20 protein-coding genes and 1 tRNA gene are annotated in these 25,034 nt (G+C 66.9%); 12 read left to right on the top strand and 9 right to left on the bottom strand.

Annotated elements, in window-relative coordinates; translation table 11 throughout:
* The first annotated feature begins 278 nt into the window (after window positions 1–278).
* The 4 genes from P8192_RS04940 to P8192_RS04925 all read left to right on the top strand — a co-directional run bounded on the left by P8192_RS04940 (window position 279) and on the right by P8192_RS04925 (window position 6,201).
* Window positions 279–1,982 (top strand): DUF885 domain-containing protein, encoded by a 1,704-nt coding sequence (locus tag P8192_RS04940; protein ID WP_278158972.1) that lies wholly within the window; start codon window positions 279–281, stop codon window positions 1,980–1,982.
* Window positions 1,979–2,692 (top strand): Maf family protein, encoded by a 714-nt coding sequence (locus P8192_RS04935; RefSeq protein ID WP_278158970.1) that lies wholly within the window; start codon window positions 1,979–1,981, stop codon window positions 2,690–2,692. Before P8192_RS04940 ends, P8192_RS04935 begins: the two co-directional genes overlap by 4 nt.
* A 221-nt stretch (window positions 2,693–2,913) precedes the next feature.
* A complete protein-coding gene (locus P8192_RS04930; protein WP_278158968.1) occupies window positions 2,914–4,761 on the top strand; it encodes an acetyl/propionyl/methylcrotonyl-CoA carboxylase subunit alpha in 1,848 nt (615 codons plus the stop codon).
* A gap of 30 nt (window positions 4,762–4,791) precedes the next feature.
* Window positions 4,792–6,201 carry an MFS transporter gene (locus tag P8192_RS04925; protein ID WP_278158966.1) on the top strand — a complete coding sequence of 470 codons (1,410 nt, stop codon included), beginning with the start codon at window positions 4,792–4,794 and terminating at the stop codon, window positions 6,199–6,201.
* A 61-nt stretch (window positions 6,202–6,262) separates the two neighbouring features.
* On the opposite strand, the gene P8192_RS04920 is transcribed toward P8192_RS04925, so the two are convergent.
* Entirely contained in the window at window positions 6,263–7,744 is a 1,482-nt protein-coding gene (locus P8192_RS04920) for a PLP-dependent aminotransferase family protein (RefSeq protein ID WP_278158964.1), read from the bottom strand.
* 90 nt (window positions 7,745–7,834) lie between these two features.
* On the opposite strand from P8192_RS04920, the gene pdxS reads away from it, so the two are divergent.
* Complete coding sequence (gene pdxS / locus P8192_RS04915; protein WP_278158962.1) at window positions 7,835–8,782, top strand: pyridoxal 5'-phosphate synthase lyase subunit PdxS; 948 nt, start codon at window positions 7,835–7,837, stop codon at window positions 8,780–8,782.
* Window positions 8,779–9,492: a pyridoxal 5'-phosphate synthase glutaminase subunit PdxT gene (gene pdxT, locus P8192_RS04910; RefSeq protein WP_278159742.1), complete on the top strand. Its 714-nt coding sequence runs from the start codon at window positions 8,779–8,781 to the stop codon at window positions 9,490–9,492. Before pdxS ends, pdxT begins: the two co-directional genes overlap by 4 nt.
* Here pdxT and P8192_RS04905 read toward each other — a convergent pair.
* Window positions 9,425–10,822 carry an NAD(P)H-quinone dehydrogenase gene (locus P8192_RS04905; RefSeq protein ID WP_278158960.1) on the bottom strand — a complete coding sequence of 466 codons (1,398 nt, stop codon included), beginning with the start codon at window positions 10,820–10,822 and terminating at the stop codon, window positions 9,425–9,427. The two genes, pdxT and P8192_RS04905, sit on opposite strands and share 68 nt — an antisense overlap.
* A gap of 65 nt (window positions 10,823–10,887) precedes the next feature.
* On the opposite strand from P8192_RS04905, the gene P8192_RS04900 reads away from it, so the two are divergent.
* The 5 genes from P8192_RS04900 to P8192_RS04880 are packed head-to-tail and all read left to right on the top strand — an operon-like array spanning window position 10,888 to window position 15,633.
* On the top strand, window positions 10,888–11,712 hold the full coding sequence (locus tag P8192_RS04900; RefSeq protein ID WP_278158957.1) for a purine-nucleoside phosphorylase: 825 nt from the start codon (window positions 10,888–10,890) through the stop codon (window positions 11,710–11,712).
* A 4-nt stretch (window positions 11,713–11,716) separates the two neighbouring features.
* Complete coding sequence (locus P8192_RS04895; protein WP_278158955.1) at window positions 11,717–13,441, top strand: phospho-sugar mutase; 1,725 nt, start codon at window positions 11,717–11,719, stop codon at window positions 13,439–13,441.
* Window positions 13,438–14,145, top strand: coding sequence for a deoxyribose-phosphate aldolase (deoC, locus tag P8192_RS04890; RefSeq protein ID WP_278158953.1), 708 nt, complete (start codon window positions 13,438–13,440; stop codon window positions 14,143–14,145). The genes P8192_RS04895 and deoC overlap by 4 nt, the downstream gene beginning before the upstream one ends.
* 3 nt (window positions 14,146–14,148) lie before the next feature.
* The gene (locus tag P8192_RS04885) at window positions 14,149–14,433 is read left to right on the top strand and encodes a hypothetical protein (RefSeq protein WP_270105855.1); all 285 of its coding nucleotides are present in this window, start codon (window positions 14,149–14,151) and stop codon (window positions 14,431–14,433) included.
* Between the two features lie 54 nt (window positions 14,434–14,487).
* Window positions 14,488–15,633: an acyltransferase family protein gene (locus P8192_RS04880; RefSeq protein ID WP_278158950.1), complete on the top strand. Its 1,146-nt coding sequence runs from the start codon at window positions 14,488–14,490 to the stop codon at window positions 15,631–15,633.
* A gap of 201 nt (window positions 15,634–15,834) precedes the next feature.
* On the opposite strand, the gene mfd is transcribed toward P8192_RS04880, so the two are convergent.
* Window positions 15,835–19,476 carry a transcription-repair coupling factor gene (gene mfd, locus P8192_RS04875; RefSeq protein WP_431521159.1) on the bottom strand — a complete coding sequence of 1,214 codons (3,642 nt, stop codon included), beginning with the start codon at window positions 19,474–19,476 and terminating at the stop codon, window positions 15,835–15,837.
* A gap of 154 nt (window positions 19,477–19,630) precedes the next feature.
* Here mfd and P8192_RS04870 point away from each other — a divergent pair, with 154 nt between their 5' ends.
* Window positions 19,631–20,131, top strand: a complete 501-nt coding sequence (locus P8192_RS04870; RefSeq protein ID WP_278158948.1) for a DUF2505 domain-containing protein — start codon at window positions 19,631–19,633, stop codon at window positions 20,129–20,131.
* Here P8192_RS04870 and pth read toward each other — a convergent pair whose 3' ends face one another.
* The 6 genes from pth to P8192_RS04840 form a co-directional block, all read right to left on the bottom strand.
* Window positions 20,132–20,731 carry an aminoacyl-tRNA hydrolase gene (gene pth, locus P8192_RS04865; RefSeq protein ID WP_278158946.1) on the bottom strand — a complete coding sequence of 200 codons (600 nt, stop codon included), beginning with the start codon at window positions 20,729–20,731 and terminating at the stop codon, window positions 20,132–20,134.
* A gap of 17 nt (window positions 20,732–20,748) precedes the next feature.
* On the bottom strand, window positions 20,749–21,399 hold the full coding sequence (locus P8192_RS04860; protein ID WP_278158943.1) for a 50S ribosomal protein L25/general stress protein Ctc: 651 nt from the start codon (window positions 21,397–21,399) through the stop codon (window positions 20,749–20,751).
* 141 nt (window positions 21,400–21,540) lie between these two features.
* Window positions 21,541–22,521 carry a ribose-phosphate diphosphokinase gene (locus P8192_RS04855; RefSeq protein WP_278158941.1) on the bottom strand — a complete coding sequence of 327 codons (981 nt, stop codon included), beginning with the start codon at window positions 22,519–22,521 and terminating at the stop codon, window positions 21,541–21,543.
* Window positions 22,522–22,563: 42 nt separating this feature from the next.
* The gene (glmU, locus tag P8192_RS04850) at window positions 22,564–24,042 is read right to left on the bottom strand and encodes a bifunctional UDP-N-acetylglucosamine diphosphorylase/glucosamine-1-phosphate N-acetyltransferase GlmU (protein WP_278158939.1); all 1,479 of its coding nucleotides are present in this window, start codon (window positions 24,040–24,042) and stop codon (window positions 22,564–22,566) included.
* A 35-nt stretch (window positions 24,043–24,077) separates the two neighbouring features.
* Window positions 24,078–24,149: transfer RNA gene (locus P8192_RS04845), tRNA-Gln, on the bottom strand.
* 55 nt (window positions 24,150–24,204) lie between these two features.
* Window positions 24,205–24,993, bottom strand: coding sequence for a creatininase (locus P8192_RS04840; protein ID WP_278158937.1), 789 nt, complete (start codon window positions 24,991–24,993; stop codon window positions 24,205–24,207).
* Between the last annotated feature and the right edge of the window lie 41 nt (window positions 24,994–25,034).

Genomic DNA, 25,034 nt, shown 5'->3' with positions numbered 1-25,034 from the left:
ATCTGCAGAGACGCGGCTCACGCGCCCCTGTGGTACACATCACTTTTACCCTAAACGTCACACCAGCACCATGTCCAGGTGACTCCAAGGTTCGTGGATCAGTCTGCACGACCGATGTTTCCGCGAGGCTACGTCGCCGGGTCGGTGCTGTTTCCGGTGCTGTTTCCGGTGCTGTTTCCGTTGTTGTTTCGGCTGCGGGCTCGGCTGCTGGCTCGGTCCCCGCTTCGGTGAACTACTGACATGCGACGGTCTTGGATATCGACCCGTAGGATGTGACCATGACCGAGAATCACACCGAGGCACAGCACGGATCTGCTTCCCCTCGCCCCCTGTCAGACATTGATCATCGCGCGAACCGTTACTTCGCCAACTTGCTGGAATTGGACCCCGTTGCCGCGACCGAGCTGGGCCGCCCCGGCCACGAGACCGAGTACCCGGACTACTCGCCAGCCGGAACCGAGGCTGTGGATCGGGTCAATGCGGAACTGCTGGCCGACCTGGATCTGATCACCCCGGTGGACTCGGTCGATTTGGTCACTTTGGCCGCCCTGCGTGAACGCGTTGGACTGGCCCGTGAAATTCACGCCACCGGCCGCACCGAACTCAACAACATCGCCTCCCCGGCTCAGGGGATCCGCATGGTGTTCGACATGATGCCGGATGAGACCGAAGAGCACTGGCAGCACTTGGCCGGCCGTCTAGCCAACCTCCCCAGCGCCCTGGTCGGCTACCAGGAATCGCTGCGTTCTTCGGCGAGACAAGGCCAGATCGCTGCAGTGCGCCAGGTCGACATCGTGATCGAGCAGTCCGAAGCCCACGGCGCCGACGGTGGCTTCTTCCCCACCCTGGTGCAGCGCGCCGCGGCCAACAGCAACGTCAATGAGGCTCTGTGCGCCGAGGTGGAGAAACATGCCGAGGCCGCAGCGCAGGCCTACCGCGATTTCGCCGAGTTCCTGCGCGCCGAGCTGCGCCCCGAGGCCCCCACCGAGGACGCCGTGGGCATCGAAGCGTATCGTCTCGCCTCCCGCGATTTCCTTGGCGCCACCGTGGATCTCGAGGACACCTACGCCTGGGGCATCGAGGAGCTGTCCCGCATCGTCGCCGAACAGGAGCAGGTCGCCCAGCAGATCTCCCCCGGCGCCACCATTGAGGAAGCCAAGAAGCTACTCAACGAGGACCCGGCCCGTCAGTTGCACGGCACCGAGGCGTTGCGTGAGTGGATGCAGCAGCGTTCGGACGAGGCGCTGGCCGCCATGAAGCAGTACTTTGAGATCCCGGCGGAGATCGACCGGATCGAGTGCATGATCGCACCCACGCAGGAAGGCGGCATCTACTACACCGGCCCGTCCGAGGATTTCTCGCGCCCGGGGCGGATGTGGTGGTCGGTGCCGGCCGGTGAGGATTCTTTCACCACCTGGGCCGAAACCACCACGGTGTATCACGAGGGCGTTCCGGGCCACCATCTGCAGGTGGGCACCTCGATGACCGCGGCCGACGAGCTCAACGACTGGCGCCGCAACGGCTGCTGGACTTCCGGACACGGCGAGGGCTGGGCCCTGTACGCGGAGCGGCTGATGGACGAGTTCGGTTACCTCTCCGATGCCGGCGACCGCCTGGGCATGCTGGATATGCAGCGCATGCGCGCCGCACGCGTCGTCTTCGACATCGGCGTGCACTGCGGGTTCACCCCGCCAGAGGAAGTCGGCGAGGCACACTGGACCCCGGAGAACGGCTACGCCTTCTTGAGCCGCCACCTGGACATCTCCGAAGGCCAGCGGAAATTCGAGTTCACCCGCTACCTGGGCTGGCCCGGCCAGGCGCCCTCCTACAAGGTCGGTCAGCGCATCTGGGAACAGATCCGCGCCGAGCACCAGCAGCGCGCCGCGCAGAACGGCGTCGAGTTCGATCTGAAGGCGTTCCACACCCGGGCGCTGCGCTTGGGCTCAATGGGACTCGACACCCTGCGCGAGGCCCTGGCATGAGTCGTCCGTTCCGCCTGGTGCTGGCCTCGGCGTCGTCAGCCCGGGCCGAGGTGCTGCACCGGGCCGGGATCCCGTTCATGACCATGGTCTCCGACGTCGACGAAGAGGCGGTGGCCGCAGAATTAGGCTCGCCGGATCCAGAGACACTGGCCGGCGAGCTCGCCCGGGCGAAGGCCCTCGACGTCGTCGCCACGCTCCTGACCGACGTGGATGACGCACCCGAGGATCACACCGGAGATCACGCAGGCACCGCAGCAACACCCGCGCAGAACGAGCCCGCCCTGCTGGTGCTGGGCTGCGATTCGGTGTTCGAGTTCGACGGCGAAGCCCACGGCAAACCCGGCACCGCCGACGTGGCGCTGGAACGCTGGAGGGCCCAGGCCGGCGGCACCGGCACCCTGCACACCGGGCATACCGTGATCGAGATTCCCGATGCCGAGGGCGCACTGCCGGACCCGACCCGGCAGCGCCGACGCACGGTCTCGGCCCAGGTGAGTTTCGCCGATGCCAGTGAGGCAGAGATCCAGGACTACGTGGCCACCGGGGAACCGTTGGGTTGCGCCGGTGGCTTCACCCTGGAGGCCCGCGGGGCCGCCCTGGTGCGCCGGGTGGAGGGTGATCCGAATGCGGTGCTGGGCCTGTCCGTGCTGGCCCTGCGCGAAATGCTCAACGAGCTGGGATACTCGCTTACTTCCGTCTGGGCGGACTAACCGCGCCCTGACAGCGGGTCAACTGTAGGATTCCTACAAGAGATGGACCGATTCGGGCATGTTCCGCGCGTCATCCTGTAGGAATCCCACGTCTGGTGGCATACCCTTTTCAGGGTGACCCACCGAGCCCAGCGGGGTGCCCAGCGGCTCCGGGGAGGTCACCGAAGACCCCGATGCTGCCCCGTTGGCGGCAACCGAGCACGTTCAAGGAGCCGACCTGCATGACCGCCACCACCGGTGAGCCGATGAATCTCCGCCCGTTTTCGCGGGTGCTGATCGCCAACCGAGGCGAGATCGCGGTCCGGGTCATCCGCGCCGCTCACGATGAGGGTCTGGAGGCGGTAGCGGTGTACGCCGACGCCGACCGCGATGCCCTGCATGTGCGTTTGGCCGACGATGCCTACGCCCTGGGCGGGGTGACCGCCACCGATTCGTACCTCGTGGTGGACAAGATCCTGAAGGCCGCCCGCGATTCCGGTGCCGACGCCGTGCACCCCGGCTACGGGTTCCTTTCCGAAAACGCTGATTTCGCTCAGGCGGTACTCGATGCCGGGCTGGTGTGGATCGGCCCGCCGCCATCGGCCATCTCACAGCTGGGTGACAAGGTCTCGGCCCGGCACCTGGCCCAGCAGGTCGGTGCTCCCCTGGCTCCGGGCACCCCCGATCCGGTGACCAGCGCGGATGAAGTGCTGGCTTTCGCCGACGAATTCGGACTCCCCCTGGCCATCAAAGCCGCTCATGGTGGCGGTGGTCGCGGCATTAAGGTGGCACGCGAGCGTGCCGAGATTCCGGAACTCTACGAATCGGCCGTGCGCGAGGCCACCGCGGCGTTCGGACGCGGCGAGTGCTTTGTGGAGCGCTTCCTGGATGCACCGCGCCATGTGGAAACCCAGTGCCTGGCCGACGCTGCGGGCAACGTCGTCGTCGTCTCCACCCGCGACTGCTCCCTGCAGCGGCGCAACCAAAAGCTCGTGGAGGAAGCACCTGCCCCGTTCCTGACCACCGAGCAGAACGAGCGCCTTTATTCGTCCTCCGTGGAGCTGCTGCGTGCCGCCGGTTACATCGGCGCCGGCACCTGCGAGTTCTTGGTGGGCCAGGACGGCACCATCTCCTTCCTCGAGGTCAACACGCGCCTGCAGGTAGAGCACCCGGTCTCCGAGGAAGTCACCGGGCTGGACCTGGTGCGCGAACAGTTCCGCATCGCCCGCGGTGAGACCCTGGGCTACGACCACCCCGAGGTGCGCGGACACTCCTTCGAGTTCCGCCTCAACGGCGAGGACCCGGGTCGCAACTTCATGCCCGCACCGGGCACCCTGACCAGTTTCCGCCTGCCGGGTGGCCCCGGCGTACGCGTGGACACCGGCGTCGAGGAGGGCGAGACCATTTCCGGCGCCTTCGACTCGATGGTGGCCAAGCTCATCGTCACCGGCGCTGACCGCGAGCAGGCGTTGCGTCGATCCCGGCGCGCCCTGGCCGAGATGCAGATCGCAGGCATGGCCACCGTGCTGCCATTCCACCGCGCCGTGGTCACCGATCCTGCTTTTGCGCCCGAGGTGCACGGCTCGGACGAGCCCTTCAGCGTGCACACTCGCTGGATCGAAACCGAATTCGCCACCGAGCTGGCCCCCTACGCGGGTCCTGTTGGCGGCGCCGAGGCCGCGGGTGGCGCTGAGTCCGACGACGACGAACGCCGCACTGTGACCGTGGAGGTCAACGGTAAGCGCGTCGAGGTGTCTTTGCCCGGCGGCTACGGTGCAGTACCATCAATCTCCGGTGGTGCGGCCTCAAAACCAGGGTCGCGCCGTCGCCGTTCCCGCAGTTCAGCCCGAGGCGCCACCGCGTCCGGGGCCAGCGGGGACACGCTGACCTCGCCGATGCAGGGCACCATCGTCAAGGTGGCCGCCCACGTGGGTGACACCGTGGCCGAAGGAGACCTGATTGTGGTGCTCGAGGCCATGAAGATGGAACAGCCACTGACGGCCCACAAAGCGGGCACCATCACGGAGCTCGCCGCCGACGCCGGTGCCACAGTCACCGCCGGCGCCGTCATCGCCGTCATCGCCGACTAAATTAATCACACCTGTTCAGGAGAAACCTGCATGTCCGCAGACACCACCACCGTCGAGGGCTCCCGCCCCGACGACGGCACCGCCGAACTCGGAGTGCCCCGCCGCCGCGTCGTGATCGCCTCACTGGTCGGCACCTCGATTGAGTTTTACGACTTCTACATTTACGCCACAGCCGCCGTGTCGGTCTTCCCGCTGATCTTCTTCGCGGGCGCAGCCGATGGCAACGAATCCACCGCACTGCTGGCCTCGATGGCGACGTTCGGTGCCGCCTTCGTGGCACGGCCGCTGGGATCCATCATCTTCGGTCACTTCGGCGACGTCATCGGGCGCAAGGTCACCCTGATCGGCTCGCTGCTGACCATGGGCATCGCCACCTTCCTCATTGGCTGCCTGCCCACCTACTTCCAAATCGGGCTGTGGGCGCCGGTCATGCTCACCATCCTGCGCTTCTGCCAGGGCCTGGGCTTGGGTGGCGAATGGTCCGGTGCGGCGCTGCTCGCCACCGAAACCGCGAAGGAAGGCAAGCGCGCCTGGGCCGCCATGTGGCCCCAGCTGGGTGCGCCCATCGGCTTCATGCTGGCCAACGGGTTGTTCCTGATTCTGGTGGTGGCGTTCGGTTACAACTCCGTGGAGCACGGCGCCGACCACGTGTTTATCGACTGGGTGTGGCGCCTGCCGTTCTTGCTGTCCGCCGTCATGGTGGCTGTGGGAATGTGGGTGCGCGTCCGACTCGAGGAAACCCCGGTCTTCCAGCGCGCCATCGACAATGACCAGCGGGTGAAAGCCCCCATTAGCGAGGTCTTCAAGCGCAACTGGTGGGAGCTGATTCTCGGCACCTTCATCATGTACGCCACCTACGTGCTGTTCTACCTGATGACCACTTGGATCCTCTCCTACGCCATCGGTCGCCGCGAAAGCGGTGGCCTGGGCGAGTCCTACAACGAGTTCCTGGTGCTGCAACTAATCGGCATCCTCTTCTTCGCCGCCTTCGTACCCGTCTCGGGCCTGTTGGCGGACCGCTTCGGACGACGTCCCACCCTGATCGTGATTTCCGCGCTGATCGTGGTGTTCGGCCTGACCTTCGGCTGGTGGCTCTCCCCCGAGAACATGATCACCGATGACGGTATTTCGGCCGTGCGCATGGTCGCGTTCCTCATGGTCGGCATGGCGTTGATGGGTCTGACCTTCGGGCCCATGTCTGCGGTGTTGCCGGAGCTGTTCCCGACGAACACCCGCTACACCGGATCCGGCGTCGCCTACAACGTTTCCTCGATTCTGGGTGCCGCGCTGACCCCGTTCATCGCCGCGTGGCTGGTGCAGAGCTTCGACGTGTCCTACGTGGGGTACTACCTCTCCGCTGCGGCCGTGCTGACCACGCTCGCACTGATCCTGGCCCCGGAAACCAAGACCCGTAACCTTGACGAGGTCACCATTCGCTGATCTGGACTGGTCTGATCTGGATGGATCTGACAACGACCGGGCGGTGCTGATCGCTGTCCCTTCACTGGAGGGCAGCGACCAGCACCGCCCGCAGTTGTTCCAGCTGCTGTTGCAGGCGCTCCCGGGACGTCTCACCGATGCCCAACACGACGCCGGACATGGCGGGCTGCGCCGAGGTCCCCCGGCTCCAGTAATCCCCCAGCCCCTGCACGCCGAGCCCGGCTGCCCGTGCCGCGCTGATGACGCGGGCCTCTTGGGCTGCGTCGTCGAGTGTCAACACCGCGTGCAGCCCCCCGGCCATCGGCAGCACGGTGACCGAAGACGGCATGGAGGCATCCTCGAAAACCTGGAGCACCACATCACGACGACGCCGGTACTCCCTGCGCATCCGTGCGGTGTGGCGGCGCAGTCCGCCCTGGGCCATGAACGTGCTCATCGCATCCTGCACAATTCCCGACACCGGGGTGCCCGCCTGCGCCGTCAACGACGTCACCGCCTGACGCACATCCGTCGGAACCACCACATACCCCAACCCCAGCCCGGGGGTGACCAGTTTCGCGAAGGAGCCCAGGGTGGCCACCCGTCCGGTGGTGTCGGAGGCGGCCAGGGAGGGCAGTGGGTCACCCACATAGCGCAGTTCGGAATCGTAGTCGTCCTCCACCACCAAGGCGTTGTTGTGCTGGGCCCAGCGGATCAGGTCACGACGGCGCCCGGCCGACATGGATGATCCCAGCGGATACTGGTGTGACGGGGTGACGATCACCATCGCGGGGGCGTGGGCGCCGGTGGGAAGCGCGTCCACCCGCAGTCCGTCGTCGTCCACAGGCAGGGGCAGTACGCGGTGCCCCATGGAGGCGGGGACCTGGTGCAGCGAGGGATAACCAGGGTCCTCCACGGCGACCGTCAGCGGCCCCGAGTGACGAGCGCTGGCCGCCGTGATCAGCAGGCGCAGCCCATCACGGGCACCCGCGGTCACCACCAGCGCTTCAGGATCGACCGCCATGGCCCGCACGGAACGCAGGTGCTCGGCAATCTGCCGCCGCAGCGTCATTGACCCAGAGCCCACGTATCCGAGGCTGGGCTGGGCCGCGGCGGCACGCCAGGCCGCCCGCCAGGCGGTGGAGGTCAGCACCGAAACGTCGGGGCGCCCGGGGCGCAGCGGCGCCGCACGAGTGGTCTCCATCGGTGATTCCCTGCGGACGTCCCGGTGCCACGCCCGCGCGGACTCTGTCAGCTCCGTGGTGGTCGGTTCACGCCCCGAAGCAGGTGCAGGTGCCGGCGCCAGACGCGGATGCACCACGGTGCCGCCGGGGGTGGATTGCAGATAGCCTTCCTCGCCCAGCTGCTCATAGGCCGCACTCACCGAACCGCGGGACACCCCGAGTTCCTGGGCCAGCGCCCGGGTGGAGGGCATCCGGTCCCCGGGGCGCAGCCGATCGGCGTGAATCAGGGCACGGACCTGCTCGGCCAGCTGGCGCGGCAAACCGGGTGCGGTGCGGTCGATGCTCAGCGGCAGCTCGAACGACGGGGCAAAGCGGGCCACCGGGCCTCCTCGGGCAGACAAACTGGTCCACAAAAACTATCAGAATCTGGCCCTATCTTTGGTCCACACACTCGGACCACAATGGGACCCATGACTGAAACCATCACCACTGATCAGACCGACCACACCAACCGGAACCACCAGAACACCCCGGATGATGCCGCCCAGCTGGGCCGCGGCCTCGCCGAAATGCTCAAGGGCGGCGTCATTATGGACGTCGTCACCGCAGAACAGGCTCGCATTGCTGAGGACGCCGGCGCCGTCGCCGTCATGGCATTGGAGCGCGTTCCCGCCGACATTCGCGCCGAGGGCGGAGTGGCCCGCATGTCGGACCCGGACCTCATCGAGTCCATCATCAACGCGGTGTCCATCCCGGTGATGGCCAAGGCACGCATCGGCCACTTCGTGGAGGCACAGATCCTGGAATCCCTTTCCGTCGACTTCATCGATGAGTCCGAGGTGCTCTCGCCCGCCGACTACGTGCACCACATCAACAAGACCCGGTTCCGCGTACCGTTCGTGTGCGGCGCCACCAACCTGGGTGAGGCGCTGCGCCGCATTGGCGAGGGCGCGGCCATGATCCGATCCAAGGGCGAGGCGGGCACCGGAGACGTCTCCGAGGCCACCCGTCACATCCGCACCATCACCTCCGAAATCGCCCAGCTCCAAGCCACCGCCCTGCGCGATCCCGACGCCCTCTACGTGGCGGCGAAGGAACTGGCGGCCCCGCTGCATCTGGTGCAGGAGGTGGCGCGCACCGGCAAGCTGCCCGTGGTGCTGTTCACCGCCGGCGGTGTCGCCACGCCCGCCGACGCCGCGATGATGATGCAGCTCGGCGCCGACGGCGTGTTCGTGGGCTCGGGCATCTTCAAGTCCGGTGACCCCGCCGCCCGCGCTGCTGCCATTGTGAAGGCCACGGCTCAGTTCGACGACGCCGACGCCATCACGGAAGCGTCCCGCGGTCTGGGCGAGGCCATGGTCGGGATCAATGTGGCGGATCTGCCGGCTCCGCATCGTTTGGCCGAGCGCGGTTGGTGAACCGGATCGGCGTCCTCGCCCTGCAAGGCGGAGTGATCGAGCACCGGCGCATGCTGGAGTCACTCGGTGCGACGACCGTGGCGATCCGCGGGCCGAAGGATCTGCCCGGTGGACCGGGCGCGCAGCAGCCGCAGTTGGACGGACTGGTGATCCCCGGCGGGGAGTCCACCGCCCTGTCTCGGCTGATCGACATCGTGGGGCTGCGCGCCCCGCTGCGAAGCCTGATCGCGTCCGGGCTGCCGGTGCTCGGCACGTGCGCGGGCATGGTGCTGTTGGCCGACGACGTCGAGAATCCGGCGGCGGGACTGGTGCCGCTGGGCGGACTGGCGGTCCAGGTGCGCCGCAATGCCTTCGGTCCGCAACTGGATTCGATGCGCGCCGTCGTTGAGTGGACCCCGTCCCCTACCGATGACGCACAGCAAACGGGTCCGGTGCCACAGCGGGTGACGGCGTCGTTTATTCGCGCCCCCGAGGTGGTGCAACACGCCGCACACGTGCAGGTCATCTCCCGGCTACGCGACGGCGGCCGGGTGATCGGGGTGCGCCAGGGGCACCTCACCGCTGTCGCGTTCCACCCAGAACTCACCGGCGACACGACGGTGCACCGGGATTTTCTGCACCAGGTCGCCCGCCCCTCCCAGGTCAGCCGCGAACGTGCAGGCGTCGAGCCGCCTCGGCCACCGATCCCGACAGCGACGGGTACACGGTGAAGGTGTTCGCCAGGTCATCCACGTGCAGTTTGTGGGTGACGGCGAGCGCCAGCGCGTAGATCAGCTCGGAGGCACGCGGGGCGACGATGACGCCGCCCACCACCGTGCCGGAACCCTTGCGGGCGAAGATCTTGACGAATCCCTCGGAGACGTCGGCCATCTTGGCGCGCGGGTTGGTGGTCAGATCCATCTTGATCTCATCCACCTGGTACTGGTCGCTGCGAGCCTGCGCGTCGGTCAGTCCCACGGTGGCAATCTCCGGTGAGGTGAAAATATTCGAAGCCACCAGGTGGTGCTTGATCGGCTGCACAGCGTCACCCATCAGGTGCGCCACCGCGACACGTCCCTGCATGGCGGCCACGGAGGCCAGCGCGAACACACCGGTGCAGTCGCCGGCCGCGTAGATCCCGGGCACCGAGGTCCGCGAGACGGAGTCGGTGGCAATGTGACCGGATTCGGTAAGCTGCACGCCGACTTCTTCTAGCCCGATGTTCTGCGTGTTCGGGACTCCGCCGACGGCGAGCAGGCAGTGGCTGCCCTCGAGGATCTCCCCGGTGGACAGTTCCACCTGCACCCCGTTCTCGGTGCGGGTCACCGCATTGGCGCGGGTGCGGGAGACGACGTTGACGCCGTTGCGGGTGAACACGTCCTCCAGCACGCGGGCGGCGTCGGGGTCCTCGTTCGGCAGCACCTGATCGCGCGAGGACACCAGGGAAACCTTCGCGCCCAGCAGGTTGTATGCGGAGGCGAACTCAGCACCGGTCACGCCGGAGCCGACCACGATCATGTGCTCGGGCAACTCGGTGAGGTTATAGACCTGTTTCCAGTTGAAGATCCGCTGCCCGTCGGGCATGGCGGTGGGCAGTTCACGCGGTGAGGCGCCGGTGGCCAGCAGGATCGCGTCCGAGGTGACGGTTTCGGTGCCCTCGGGTGTGGTCACGGCGACGGTCTTGTCCGACGTGAGCTTCGCCTCGCCGATGATGATCTTGACGCCGCGGCGCTCCAAGGCGGTACGAATATCCCGCGACTGGTCGGAAGCCAGCTGGAGCAGGCGCCGATCGATCGCCTGGATGTCGGTCTGGATGGCCTCGGTGTCCAGCTTGACGCCCAGCGCGGGGGCTTTCATCACGCGACGGCGAGAGTCGGCCGTGGCGATGAGGGTCTTGGAGGGCACGACGTCGGTGAGCACCGCAGCGCCACCGAGTCCGGCGCGTTCCACCACGGTGACGGTGGCACCGAGTTTGGCCGCCACCAGGGCAGCTTCGTAACCGCCCGGCCCGCCGCCGACGATGGTGAGAGAGGGACGCTGAACATTTTCGAGAGGACTCACGTCACCATTGTCCTGGCGGGGTGGCCTAAATCCAAAACCCACCGCCGGTGAGTAGGGTGGTGTGCGTGAGTGATGAACGCTTTGTGACCGGCAACCACCCCGGATTCCCCCAGGCCCGCGAGGCCGCTCAAGCCCTGCGCGACTCCACCGGCGTGGACCGCCACCGCATCGCCGTCGTGCTGGGATCGGGGTGGGGCCAGGCCGCCGACCGCCTCGGCGAGACCGTGGCCACCGTGCCCACCGCCGAGTTGCCTGGATTCAACGCTCCGTCGGTACCCGGCCACCGGCCCACCCTGCGCTCGGTGCGGTTGCCCGATGGCTCTCACGCGCTGGTATTCGGTTCACGCACCCACTACTACGAATCCCGCGACGTCGACGCCGTGGCGCACACCGTGCGCACCGCTGCTGCGGCGGGGGCCGAGACCGTGGTACTGACGAACGGCTGCGGCGGCATCAACCCGGCACTCACCCCAGGCACCCCGGTGCTGATCAGCGACCACGTCAACCTGACCGGCGACACCCCGCTGCGCGGCCCCGAGTTCGTGGACATGACGGACCTGTACTCGCCGCGGATCCGTCGGATCGCCCGCGATGTGGACCCCGAGCTGACCGAGGGCGTCTACGTGCAGTTCGCTGGCCCCCAGTATGAAACACCGGCAGAGGTGCGCTACGCCCGGACCATCGGCGGGGACCTGGTGGGCATGTCCACCGCGCTCGACGCCGTGGCCGCCCGGCACGCGGGACTGGAGGTGTTTGGGATCTCGCTGGTCACCAACCTGGCCGCCGGGGTGTCGGATCAGCCGCTCTCCCACACCGAGGTACTGCAGGCCGGCACCGAGGCGGGTCCGCGCATTGCGGCTCTGCTCGCCGAGATCATCCATCGAATCTGAGCCGATGACTCCCGATTTCGCTGCGCCGACCGACCCGGCACTGGTCCACGCTGCCCGCGCTTGGATGGACATCGACCCGAACCCCGAGCACGCGCGCATCCTGGAGGACGAGATCTCCCGCGGCGACGGCGAAGCACTGCGCGAGCGGTTCGCGGGCACTCTGAGCTTCGGCACCGCCGGGCTGCGCGCTGAGCTCGGCCCGGGTCCGCGCCGGATGAATCGCGTGGTGGTGCGCCGCACGGCCGCTGGCATCGCCGATTATCTCCTCGCCGCCCTGAACACGCCTCCGCACACATCCCCGCACGCCCGCGAGCACACTCCCCCACGGATCGTGATCGGTTACGACGCCCGCCACGGTTCGGCGGATTTTGCCGAAGACTCGGCCGCCGTCGTCACCGCCGCCGGGTGCGAAGCATTGCTGTTCCCGGGGCCGCTGCCCACCCCGGTGCTGGCCGCCGCGGTCCGCCGCTTGGACGCCGACGCGGGCATCATGGTTACCGCCAGCCACAACCCGCCGCGGGACAACGGCTACAAGGTGTATCTGGGCGCCCGGATGACCGACGAGCACGGTCGCGGCGTGCAGATCACCGCCCCCTCCGATGCCGAGATCACGGCCCATATTGCCCGCCATGCCGCGACGATGCCGGAGCTGGCCGCCTCGGGCTGGACGGTGCTCGACGACGCCGTCGTCACCGACTACCTCCACGAGGTCCTCACCGCGCTGCCCTTGAACGCGCCGACCACCGACCGCGCCGGACTGCGTCTGGTGTCCACCGCCCTGCACGGGGTCGGCGGTGCGGTGCTCGCCGAGGCCCTGCAGCGGGCCGGATTCACCGACCATCACGTCGTCGTCGAGCAACAACAGCCCGACCCGGATTTCCCCACCGTGGCCTTCCCGAACCCCGAGGAGCCCGGCGCCATGGACGCAGCCCTCGAGCTGGCCGCGCACCTGGGCGCCGATCTGATCATCGCCCATGACCCCGACGCCGACCGACTCGCCGTCGGTATCCCCGATTCCGCCACCAGCACTCCCGAGCACCGCAGATACCGGATGCTCACTGGCGACGAAGTCGGGCTACTGCTCGGCCATCGGTTGCTGCCGGAACTACAGCGCACCCACACCACCGCGGCGTCATCGATCGTTTCCTCCAGCATGCTCGAGCGGCTACTTACCGGCACCGACGTCGAACACCACCGCACCCTCACCGGGTTCAAATGGATCGCCCGCACACCGGCCCTGGGTTACGGCTACGAGGAGGCGCTCGGGTACTGCGTGGCGCCCGAGGTGGTCCGCGACAAGGACGGTATCGCCGCGGCCCTGCTCATCGCCGACACCGCCGCCGCACTCGCCGCCCGGGGCAGCACACTGGGCGAGGAACTGGACGGACTCCAAGCCCAGGTCGGCCCCACCGCCACCGGGCAGATCTCCCTGCGGGTCACCGATCTGAGCCAGCTCGGCACCCTGATGACCCGACTGCGCGCTACCGCCCCCGCCACGCTCGCCGGCGCCCCGGTGCTCGACGTCATCGATTTCCTGCCGGACACCGACGCTCTCACGTTTCAGCTCGACGGCGCCCGGGTGATGGTGCGGCCCTCGGGCACCGAGCCAAAACTGAAGTGCTACCTGGAGGCCGTGGCCGGCACCGTCCCGGACGCCCACCACCGGCTCCAGGAACTCACCGCCGCGGTGCGCGAGATGATCGACGACGCCGGTAGGCTGGAAGCATGACTGCGCCCTCCGCGAGCCTCGCCTCCGTGATCGACCACACCCTGCTCGCCCCCACTGCCCTGCGCGAAGACATCCTGCGTCTGTGTGCCGAAGCCGACCAGGTCTCCGCGGCCAGCGTCTGTGTGAACCCGATCTGGGTAGCGACCGCCTCCGCCGCACTGCAGGATTCCACGGTACCGGTCTGCGCCGTTGTCGGTTTCCCCTTCGGCTCCACCCCCTCCGAGGTCAAAGCCGCCGAAGCCTCGGCTGCCGTGGCAGACGGTGCCACCGAGATCGACATGGTCATCCACCACGCCTCCGCCGTCGCCGGTGATCAGGCCGCACTCATGGCCGATATCTCCGCCGTGGTGCAGGCCGCCGGGGAAAACGTCGTCGTGAAGGTCATTCTGGAAACCGGCGCACTCGACGACGACGCCATCGTGCTGGCCTGCCAGGCCGCCGAGGCCGCGGGCGCGCATTTCGTAAAAACCTCCACAGGTTTTGTCGGCACCGGCGCCACGGTCGAAGCCGTGGCACTGATGCGCCACACCGTCGGTGATCGCCTCGGGGTGAAAGCGTCCGGCGGTATTCGCAACCGTGCCACCGCCCTGGCCATGCTCGATGCCGGCGCCACACGTCTGGGAGCCTCCTCCACTCTTGCTATCCTGGAAGAAGACTCCGAGTCAGACTCATCTGACGCTCACTCACCGAAGGGAACGAGGTAGACCGTGATTCGTGACGGAAAGGCCATCAACCACTCCGCTGAAGGCGGCTTCTGGGGCAACATCCTGGTGACCCTGGTGCTGTTCCTGGTGTTCTGCGGATCCCTGTTCGCCATGGGTTACTGGGACCTGGGCGCGGCCTGGGGCAACGCCTGGGCACCCGGCCTGATCGCTCTGGGCCTGGCCGTGGTCACCTTTATCGTTCCGAAGAACCTGCTCGGCCGCGGTGACACCCTCGAGAAGAACGACATCCACCGCGTCCAGACCGCCCCGGCCTCCACCCACCACTGAGGTAACCGGGTCGTTCACACGATTTTCTGAACCTGCCCCATCCCTCACCGCTGAATGACACCACAGCCCCCATCGACTTCCCCGCGGACCGGATCCACCGCCCGCAATACCGGGGTCGATGTGTTGCGAATCGTCTCCATCGTGGCGGTGGTGGTGGGGCATGTTTACGCCTCCGATCTGGAGTGGCGGCGCTACCTGGAGATCTGGCGCATGCCGCTGTTCTTCTTCCTCTCCGGGTTCTTCTTCACCCGCGGGCGCACGTTCGCCTTTGAAGCCCGACAACGGTGGCGCACCCTGGCGGTACCCTACCTGGCGTGGGGCGTGCTGATGAGCCTCGCCGCCTGGCGCTGGAACTCCGATGATCCTGCCCAGTTCTGGGAGCTCATGGCGCGCGGCTGGTACGGCGGCTCCTGGCAGGACCCGCCGTGGTGGGCGTTCTGGTTCATTTCGGTGCTGTTTTTCACCACCCTGTTGCGCCGCTGGCTGGAGCGCTATCCCAGCTGGGTGGCTTGGGCCGTGTCGATGGTCGGCCTGGGTCTGGCGCAGATCACCGGCGGTGACGATTACCCGGCCGGCCCCATGGGGCTCTTGCCGTTGGGCATCGGTCTTGCCCTACCGTGCATGTTCTACATTCTGTGCGGGGAGTTCCTCCGCTACGAGGTCTTAGCCCGCTATGCATCGATTCCGGGGACCCGTCTGGAACATCACGACGGCGCCCGCCGGCTCGGCCCGCACCAGCTGGCCAGCCTCGGTATCGTGCTCGTACTTCTCGGCGGACTCGCCGTCGCCGCCGGAATCCCCTCACACAACATCAAATTCTCTGGCTTCGGACTGTTCCTGATCACCCCGATCGTGGGCGTCGTGATGGCCACCGGCATGCTGTTGATATTCGGCACCTGGGTGAACATGGCGCTCGGCTGGGCCCGCCCCGCGGTCAACGCGTTGGTGCGCACCGGCACCGTGGTCGTGTTGGCCCACGGCTACATCATCATCAAGCTGGCCCAGTTCAATGTGGATGAGAACTTCTCGCGATTCGCCCTGACCGTGCTGATTTCCTGGGCGCTGGGCCTGCTCATCAACGCCACTCCCCTGTCGCCGCTGCTCTCGGGAGTACCCGCCCCCGAATGGTGGAAACGACGTCGCGCCGCGGCCGCTTCCTCGTCCGGTGATGCCGCCTCAGGTTCTGCGCCGACGTCCTAGCCAGCCTGCAGCTGACGTCGCACTGCCGCACGCAGCGGGATCGCCGCCGCAACCCTGTACGAGTACGAGGTCGACACCCATCTGTTCATCGACGACTCCACGGAGGATTACCACCCCGACGTCGCCGACACCGTGGCCGAACGCCTCCTAGACACGCTCCGGGGTCTCTAAACGTCCTGCGGAACCTCTCAGCCGACGCGCTCAGGACGACGACGCGACCGGCTCCGGGGCGAAAATCCGTTGCAAGAGTTCCTGTGCCCAGGCGAGCAGTTCGCCGTCGACCAGGTCCTTGCCCATCACCCCGGCAGTTTTGGGCCGCGGCACCAGGATGGCTTTCAGCGCTGGCTTCACGGAGGCGCCCGGGTACATCCGGGCCAGGCGCATCTCGCGCGATTCCGGCAGTTCTGCCGGACCGAACTTCACGTTCTTTCCCAGCAGCATCACTTCGTGCACCCCGAGCGCGCGTGCCTGGTTGCGGAAGCGGGCCACGGCCACGAGGTGCTGGGCGGGTTCGGGCAGCTCTCCGTACCGGTCGGTCCATTCCTCCACCACGGCATCCACTTCGGCGTCGTCCTTGGCCTGGGCCAGGTTCCGGTAGGCTTCCAGACGCAACCGCTCCCCCGGCACGAAGTCGTGCGGCAGATGCGCGTTCACCGGTAGCTCCACCTTCACCTCGGCGGCCCCGGTCTCCTCTTCGCCCTTGAAGTCGGCCACGGCCTCACCCACCATGCGTAGGTACAGATCGAAACCCACCCCGGCAATGTGCCCGGATTGCTCTCCGCCCAGCAGGTTGCCCGCCCCGCGGATCTCCAGATCCTTCATGGCCAGCTGCATCCCGGACCCCAGCTCGTTGTGCTCGGCCACCGCTTTCAGCCGTTCCAGCGCGGTCTCCCCCAACGGCCGCTCCGGGTTGTACAGGAAGTAGGCGTACGCCCGGTCGCGGCCACGTCCCACGCGTCCACGCAGCTGATGCAACTGGGAGAGCCCGTAGTTGTTCGCGTTCTCGATGATCAGGGTGTTCGCGTTGGCGATGTCCAGCCCGGTTTCGATGATGGTGGTGGAGACCAGCACGTCAAAGCGCTTCTCCCAGAAATCCACCATGATCTGCTCCAGCCGCGACTCCGACATCTTGCCGTGCGCCACCTCGACCCGGGCCTCGGGCACCAGCTCGCGAATGCGCGCGGCCACCGAATCGATCGACGACACCCGGTTGTGCACGTAGAACACCTGGCCCTCGCGCATCAGCTCACGTCGCACCGCGGCGGTCACCTGCTGATCGGTGTACCCGCCCACATAGGTCAGCACCGGGTGCCGTTCCTCCGGCGGGGTGGCCAGGGTAGAGGTCTCACGAATCCCGGTCAGCGACATCTCCAGGGTGCGCGGAATCGGGGTGGCCGACATCGCCAGCACATCCACATTGGTGCGCATCTTCTTCAGCGCCTCTTTATGTTCGACGCCGAAACGCTGTTCCTCATCGACGACGACGAGACCGAGATCTTTGAATTCGATCTCCGAGGAGAGCAGACGGTGGGTGCCGATCACGACGTCGACTGTGCCGTCGGCCAGGCCCTGCAGGATCTCGCGGGACTCCTTGGCGTTCTGGAACCGAGAGAGGGTCTTGACCCGCACCGGGAATCCGGCGAAGCGCTCGGTGAAGGTGCTGGTGTGCTGGCGGGCCAGCAGCGTCGTCGGCACCAACACCGCCACCTGTTTGCCGTCCTGCACCGCTTTAAAGGCAGCACGAACCGCCACTTCGGTCTTGCCGAAGCCGACGTCGCCGGACACCAACCGGTCCATCGGCACCTCGGACTCCATGTCCTTCTTGACCTCATTCACCGTGGTCAGCTGGTCCGGGGTCTCGATGAACGGGAAGGACTCCTCCAGCTCGGATTGCCACGGGGTGTCAGTGCCGAAGGCATGCCCGCGGGACGCCATCCGCGCGGAATACAGCTGAATGAGCTCCCCGGCGATCTGGCGGGTGGCCTTGCGCGCCTTGGATTTCGTGGCGGCCCAGTCCGAACCACCCATTTTCGACAGGCTCGGCGCCTCTCCCCCCACGTACTGGGAGACCTGGTCAAGCTGATCTGTGGGCACGAACAGGCGGTCTTTCGGCCCACCGCGCTTCGAGGCGGCGTATTCGAGCACCAGGTACTCGCGGTAGCCTTCCCCGCCGGCCGACACCGAGCCGGCTACCTTTCGGCGCTGCAGCTCCACAAACCGGGCGATGCCGTGCTGGGCATGCACCACATAGTCGCCCTCTTGCAGAGCCAGCGGATCAACAGCATTGCGCCGCTTTCGAGCGAGGGAGCGCTTGGCCCCGCGCTCGGCGCTGACGTGGTTGCGGCCGAACAGGTCCTGCTCGGTGACGACGCCGAAGCGCCCGTCGGGATAGGTGAAGCCGCGTCCGGTGACGGCCGTGATCAGCAGCACCTGAGAGGCCGGCAATCCTGAGCCCGTCTCCAGCCGGTCCACCAGCGAGGCGGTGATCCCGGCCTCGAGCATCATCTCCGCGATGCGCCGGGCGGATCCGGTGCCGTCGGTGGCCACCACCACGCACCACTGCTGTTCCATGCGCTGACGCACCAGGTCGATCATCGGCTGCACGTCGCCGGTGAACTGTATCGGGGCCCGGAAGCCGGTGGTCAGCGAGTCGACTTCGGGCAACAGCTCCGTATCGGTCTCCAGGGAGCTCAGCTGCCACCAACCCTGATCCCGCAGATGCGCCAGGGCGCGCGCCTCCGCCAGGCTGGCGAAACCGCCGGCCTGCTGCTGGTGGTCAATCGGCACGGACCCACCACCGGCTGCCGAGGCCCAGGCCGCCTCCAGAAATTCTTCGTTGGTGCGCAGCAGATCATCAGCACGATGCCGCACTCTCTCGGGTTCGACGACGACGCTGAGCGAGCCCGCCGGTAACAGGTCCAACAACGGCACCATCTCGGCCACCAGTGGGGCCAGCGATTCCATGCCCTCCACGGCGATGCCCTCGGCCATCCGCTCCAGCATGTCCACGGATCCGGGCATCTGTGCCTGCAGCGCACGCGCTTTGTCCCGTACCTCAGGCGTCAGCAGCAGCTCCCGGCACGGCGGGGCGAACAGCCGGGTGGGGGTGGCGGACCCGTCGTCGGAGGTGTCGGTGAGCGAGCGCTGATCGGCCACCGAGAAGTACCGCATCTGCTCAATCTCATCGCCGAAGAACTCGATGCGCAGCGGGTGCGGCTCGGTGGGCGGAAAGACATCCAACAGCCCACCGCGCACGGCGAACTCTCCGCGGCGGGACACCATGTCCACGCGAGAGTACGCAGCATCGGAAAGCCGGGCGACGACGTCATCGAAGTCGTGTTCTTCCCCCACGGCCACGCTCACCGGCTGCAGGTCCCCCAGTCCGGTCACCAGCGGCTGCAGCACCGAGCGCACCGGGGCGGTGATCACCCGCAACGGGGGCTGGCCGTCGGCCTCGGGGTGCGCCAGACGTCGTAGCACGGCCAGTCGGTGACCCACCGTATCCGAGCGTGGGGACAGCCGTTCGTGGGGTAGGGTCTCCCAGGACGGGAAATGCGCGACCGCCGAGGGGTCCATCCACGCGCCCAGCGTGGTGGTGAGGTCCTCGGCTTCGCGTGCGGTGGCGGTGATGAGTAGGACCACCGGATGTTCCCCGGCAGCACTCTCCAGCGCATCAGCGAGCAGGGCAGCGACGGCGGGGCGGGCCCCATCGGGCAACGCCAGCGCCAGGTCAGCGGTACGATCCGACCGCCCGGCGCCCGCCCGGGCGGCCGACACCGCCGTATCCCGACTCAACAAGGACAACAGGGGTGCCAGGGGTGATGGGGCTGAGCTCACACAGATTCCTTTGCCTTCACGATGACGCGGCCTCCAGCATATCGACTCTGCGCCGCCTGGCAGAACCGGATTCGATGTCGCGTCCCGTAGACTCTTTCCGAGTAACCCACCGCACGGCGCGGGGCGCGCACCCGTCCCCGCGAGAACAGGAGCCCTTGCCATGGCTTTCACTGAATCCACCGAGCTTCCCTTCCCCGTGGAAGAGGTTTTCGCCGTCCTCACCGACGAGGCCTTCAACCGCTCGGTCTCCGAGTCGCTCGGCGGCGAGCTGACGGAGTTTTCGGCCACCCCTCAGGGCGGCGACGGCGCCACCCTCGTGTCGATGACCCGCACCGTTCCTGCGGCCAAGCTGCCGGAGATGGCGAAGCGGTTCGTCAAGGGCCAGATTTCAGTGCAGCAACAGGATCAGTGGTCGACGGCGTCGGCTGAAGGCGCCCGTACCGCGAGCATGACCGTCACCGTTCCGGCCGGCAAGGTCACCGCGGATGTCACCCAGGTGCTGGAGCCCACGGAGAAAGGCACCCGCATCACCGTCTCTGGTTCGGTGACCTGCGGCATTCCGTTCGCGGGGGCAAAGATCGCCCAGTTCGCGGAGCCTCAGGTAGGCCGCGTGGTGAATCGTCAGGCCCGCGAAGTCAAAGCGTGGATCCAGTCCCGCTGATCAGTGGAAGCGGTTCTGGGCCGCTGCCATACCGTCTTCGATGAGGGATTCGACGGCGTCAGCGCAGCGGTCCAGGTGCAGCGGAAGTTCCTTGCGCTCGGTCGTGCCGAAAGGCCGCAATACATAGTCGGCCACATCCATGCGTCCCGGGGGGCGGCCGATGCCGGCGCGCACACGCACATAGTCTCGGGTACCCAGGGATTGGCTGATGGATTTCAGCCCGTTATGCCCTCCTTCACCACCGCCGCGTTTCAGGCGGATAGTGTCGAAGTCGATGTCGAGTTCGTCGTGGACGACGATGAGATGCTCCGGGGTCAGGGAGAAGAAGCGCACCAGCGCGCTGACCGGTTTCCCGGAGAGGTTCATGTAGCTGGCGGGTTTGGCCAGGACGATTTTGGGCGCCCCGGGGCGCAGCCGGGTTTCGACGACGGCGGCGCCGGCCTTGTGGCGGCTCCAGCGCTCCCCGTGACGGGAGGCGAGCTCGTCAACCACCATGTGGCCGATATTGTGCCGGGTTCCCGCGTATTGATCACCGGGGTTGCCCAACCCCACCACCAGCCAGGGGCCGGTGGTGGGGTTGGACTCCGCGGTGGTGTTCACTGCTGGCTAGCCGCAGATCACTCGCTGTCGGACTCGGCCGACTCGCCGGACTCTTCGCCTTCAGCAGCCTTGCCCTCGGCAGCCTCTTCGCCTTCAGCGGCGTCCTCGGTCTCTTCACCAAGATCCTGCTCGACAACCTCGTTGACGGTGACGATGACGTGATCCTCTTCCAGGAGCACCTCGCCTTCGCCGTCGACAACGACGTCGGTGGTGTGCAGGTGCTGGCCGGGTTCGCGTCCCTCGACGGAGACGGTGACGCGCTCAGGCAGCTTCAGTGCATCGGCTTCGACCGGCACGGTGACTTCCTCAAGGTTGTGAATCGCGCCCGGCGCGACCTCGCCTTCGACCTCAACGTAGACGTCGACGGTGACCTTCTCGCCCTTGCGCACGATGAGCAGGTCGATGTGGTCGATGGTGTCCTTCAGCGGATCACGCTGGACGTCCTTCGGCAGGGCCATCGTCTCTTCGCCGCCATTGACCAGGGTCAGCAGGGCGTTGGGGTTACGCACGGCGAGGAAGGTTTCCTGGCCGGGCATCAGGATGTGCTTCGGCTCGGTGCCGTGGCCGTAGATCACGGCGGGAATCTTGCCTTCGCGACGGGCGCGGCGGGATGCACCCTTACCGAAGTCGTCGCGGGTCTCCACCTGCAGTTTGATGCGGTCGCTCATAGTTGTCCTCCTGTGGTTTTGGTTCCAGGCAGGAAAGTCAGGACAGGCCAGGATCCGCGATGCGTTTCGCTGGCAGCCTCGTCGATCACGGAGCGTGACGCTCCCTCGCCTGGGCAACAGCGACTATTTTAGCACTTCCGCTCAGGCGTTGCCGTCGAAGAGACTCGTCACGGAGCCGTCCTCGAAGACCTCCTTGATGGCACGGGCGATCAGCGGGGCGATCGACAGTACGGTGAGGTTATTGAAACGCTTGCCGGCCGGGATCGGCAGGGTGTTGGTGACGACGACCTCGCGGGCCCCGCATTCGGCCAGGCGCTGGGCGGCCGGGTCGGAGAACACCGCGTGAGTCGCGGCGATGATGACGTCCTTGGCGCCGGCTTCCTTGAGCACGCGCACGGCTCCGGCAATCGTGCCGCCGGTGTCGATCATGTCGTCGATGAGCACGCAGGTGCGGCCTTCGACCTGACCGACGACGGTCTTGGACTCGGCCTGGTTCGGAACGGTCAGGTCACGCGACTTGTGCACGAACGCCAGTGGCACGCCACCGAGACGGTCCGCCCACTGCTCGGCCACGCGCACGCGCCCGGTGTCCGGGGAGACCACGGTGACGTCGGAGTTGCCCACCCGACCGCGGATGTAGTCGGCCAGCAGCGGAATGGCGAAGAGGTGGTCCACCGGTCCGTCGAAGAAGCCCTGAATCTGGGCGGTGTGCAGGTCCACGCTCATCACGCGGTCAGCACCGGTGGCCTTGTACAGATCGGCCACCATGCGGGCAGAGATCGGCTCACGGCCGCGACCTTTCTTGTCCTGGCGGGCGTAAGGGTAGAACGGGGACACCACGGTAATCCGGCGAGCGGAGGCGCGCTTGGCGGCGTCGATGAGCAGCAACTGCTCCATCAGCCAGTTGTTCAGCGGGGCCGGGTGCGACTGCAGGATAAAGACGTCCTTGCCGCGCACGGATTCCCCGGGGCGCACGTAGATCTCACCGTTGGCGAAGTCGTAGGCGCTCAGCGGCAGTAGCTCGGTGCCCAGCGCCTCGGCGATCTCCTCCGCCAACTCGGGGTGCGCACGTCCGGAGGCGATGACCAGCTTCTTGTTGACGTGATGGCTGAGTTCGCTCATCGGGTTCTCCTCAGTGACGGTGGTTCGGTGCGGCGGTTGAGATCAGGAGGTGGGAGCGGCAGGGCCGGCAGCCTCAGCAGCAGCGGTACCGGGGCGGTTTTCGCGCACCCAGTTTTCCATGTTGCGCTGCTGGGCAACGGTCAGGGCCAGTGCCCCGGCCGGAACGTTCTTGCGGACCACGGCTCCAGCGCCGGTGTAGGCGCCGTCGCCGATTTCTACGGGTGCGGTGAACACCGTGTTGGAGCCGGTGCGCACATGGGAGCCGATCACGGTGCGGTGCTTGTTCACGCCATCGTAGTTAGCGGTGATGTTGCCGCAGCCAATGTTGGTGTACTCCCCGATTTCGGCGTCGCCGGCGTAGCCGAGGTGCGAGAGCTTGGAGCCGCGCCCGATGGTGACCTTCTTGGTCTCGTAGAACGCGCCGATCTTGCCCTCCTCGCCCAGTACGGTGCCCGGGCGCAGATACGTGAAAGGGCCGACGGTGGCGTCGTCACCAATGACCGAATCGGTGGCGTCGGTGCGCTTGACGGTGGCGCCGGCACCGACGGTCACATCGGTGAGGGTGGTGTCGGGGCCGATCACGGAGCCCACGCCCACGGTGGTGGCACCGTGTAGCTGAGTGCCGGGCTTGAGCACGACGTCGGGGCTCAGGCTGACCTGGACGTCGATCCAGGTGGAGGCCGGGTCGATGATGGTCACCCCGGCGCGCATCCAGTGATCGGTGAGGCGGTTGTTCAGTTCGCGACCCAGTTCGGCCAGCTGGCGGCGATCGTTCGCGCCCTCAACCTCCCACTGGTCGGCCGTCATCAGGGACGCGACCCGGCCGCCTTCGGCGCGGGCCAGGCCGAGCACGTCAGTGAGGTACTTCTCGCCCTGAACGTTGTCGGTGGACACCTGTGCCAGGGTGCGGCGCAGCACGCGAGCGTCAAACGCATAGATACCGGAGTTCACCTCGGTCAGCGCCAGCACGGAAGCATCGCCGGTGTCCTGCTGAATCTTCAGCGCGTCCTTATGCTCCACGATCCGTTCCACCAACCCGGCGTCGTCGCGCACAATGCGACCGTAGCCGGTGGGGTCGGGCAACGAGGCGGTGAGCACGGTGACCGCGTTGGCGTCACGCTGGTGCGTGGAGACCAGCTCGGTGAGCGTCTCGGACGTGAGCAACGGAACATCACCATAGGTGACGACGACGGTGCCATCCAGGTCCTCGGGAAGCGCGTCCAGCCCCTGCTCGACGGCGCGGCCGGTGCCCGGGATGTCATCTTGGTCGGCAATAACCAGGTCCGGAACCAGTTCGGTCAGATGGGCGGCCACCCGGTCGCGCTCGTGGCGCACCACGGCCACCAGGTGCTGAGGGTTCAAGGTCTGCGCTGCGGCCAGTGCGTGTCCAACCAGGGACCGACCCCCAATAGGATGCAACACTTTAGGGGTGGTGGATTTCATCCGGGTGCCCTGACCAGCGGCCAGAACGATGACTGCCGAGGGGGCAGAGGTCTCCGTGGGGTATACGGACTCGGTCACAGACGGTCACTTCCTTGATCCGGTACTGCATGACGTTCCGCCCATAGGATTCGAACCTATACTGCACAGCTCCAAAGGCTGGCGTGCTGCCGTTACACCAGGGCGGACCGTGCCGTCGCCTCCGACGGCACCCGCCTATTGTTCCATATCTGCGAGGTCGATTCACGCTGGGGAAGAACCGAGCTCTTCTTCCAGATCGGCGGCGATCGACATCGTCACCTGCTCGTACAGCAGTCGACCCTTGTCTGCGGTGGCACCGGTGGGCGCGGAGAGACACCCGGTAACGGGGGTACGCTCGGCCACCACGGGCAACCGGTCGAAGCGCGGCAGCTCGGCGGCCGGGTGATCCACCGCCCGGTCCAGGTCCACCAGTTCGGGCTGCAGGTGCAGCATCAGCGCGGTCTCCAGCACCCCGCCGTGCTCAATATCCCAGCCCGGGAAACCGTCGGGGTACACCTCGGCCAGCGTTTGTTCGGTGACATAGTCCCAATAGGAGAGCAACAGGACCGCGGGCGCGCCGGCCTTCGACGTCGTGAATCCTCCCTCGCGCAGGGCCAGATCAATGCCCTCGTAGAGAAACTGGTAATTCTCATAGTGCCCATTGAGCAGCACCAGTCGGGTGACCCCCTGGCGCAGATAGGAGCTCACGATGCTGCGGGTGATGCCGATCATAGTGGCGGCATCCAGCGAGATCGTGCCGGGCAGATGGTCTCCCCCGCCGGATTTCTGCTGGGACTTGTAGCCGTAGTTCATGGGGGCGGCGACCTTGGCACCCGTGCGCTCGGCCACGCCGCGGGCCATGTGGCCGGACAGAATTTCGTCGGAAGCCATCGGCAGGTGCGGCCCGTGCTGCTCGAAAGCACCCACCGGCACGATCACGGTAGCCCCGGGCTGCTGCAACCACTGCCCGTACTGGTGGGCGTCCAGGTAACGAAGGTCGACGGTGCTCATAGAGATCTCCTCACGGTTCGTGATGCTCTTCACAGCGTACT

It is taken from the genome of Citricoccus muralis (assembly GCF_029637705.1).
Lineage (GTDB): Bacteria > Actinomycetota > Actinomycetes > Actinomycetales > Micrococcaceae > CmP2.
The sequence above is the reverse complement of the archived record's forward strand: the minus strand, read 5'-3'. Positions and strand labels throughout refer to the sequence as shown.

Coding starts and splice junctions, on each gene's coding strand:
- pdxS (WP_278158962.1), top strand. CDS start 7,835: ATGACTGAAACCATCACCACTGATCAGACCGACCACACCAACCGGAAC.
- P8192_RS04940 (WP_278158972.1), top strand. CDS start 279: ATGACCGAGAATCACACCGAGGCACAGCACGGATCTGCTTCCCCTCGC.
- P8192_RS04870 (WP_278158948.1), top strand. CDS start 19,631: ATGGCTTTCACTGAATCCACCGAGCTTCCCTTCCCCGTGGAAGAGGTT.
- P8192_RS04855 (WP_278158941.1), bottom strand. CDS start 22,521: ATGAGCGAACTCAGCCATCACGTCAACAAGAAGCTGGTCATCGCCTCC.
- P8192_RS04840 (WP_278158937.1), bottom strand. CDS start 24,993: ATGAGCACCGTCGACCTTCGTTACCTGGACGCCCACCAGTACGGGCAG.
- P8192_RS04860 (WP_278158943.1), bottom strand. CDS start 21,399: ATGAGCGACCGCATCAAACTGCAGGTGGAGACCCGCGACGACTTCGGT.
- P8192_RS04935 (WP_278158970.1), top strand. CDS start 1,979: ATGAGTCGTCCGTTCCGCCTGGTGCTGGCCTCGGCGTCGTCAGCCCGG.
- P8192_RS04925 (WP_278158966.1), top strand. CDS start 4,792: ATGTCCGCAGACACCACCACCGTCGAGGGCTCCCGCCCCGACGACGGC.
- P8192_RS04930 (WP_278158968.1), top strand. CDS start 2,914: ATGACCGCCACCACCGGTGAGCCGATGAATCTCCGCCCGTTTTCGCGG.
- P8192_RS04880 (WP_278158950.1), top strand. CDS start 14,488: ATGACACCACAGCCCCCATCGACTTCCCCGCGGACCGGATCCACCGCC.
- deoC (WP_278158953.1), top strand. CDS start 13,438: ATGACTGCGCCCTCCGCGAGCCTCGCCTCCGTGATCGACCACACCCTG.
- P8192_RS04895 (WP_278158955.1), top strand. CDS start 11,717: ATGACTCCCGATTTCGCTGCGCCGACCGACCCGGCACTGGTCCACGCT.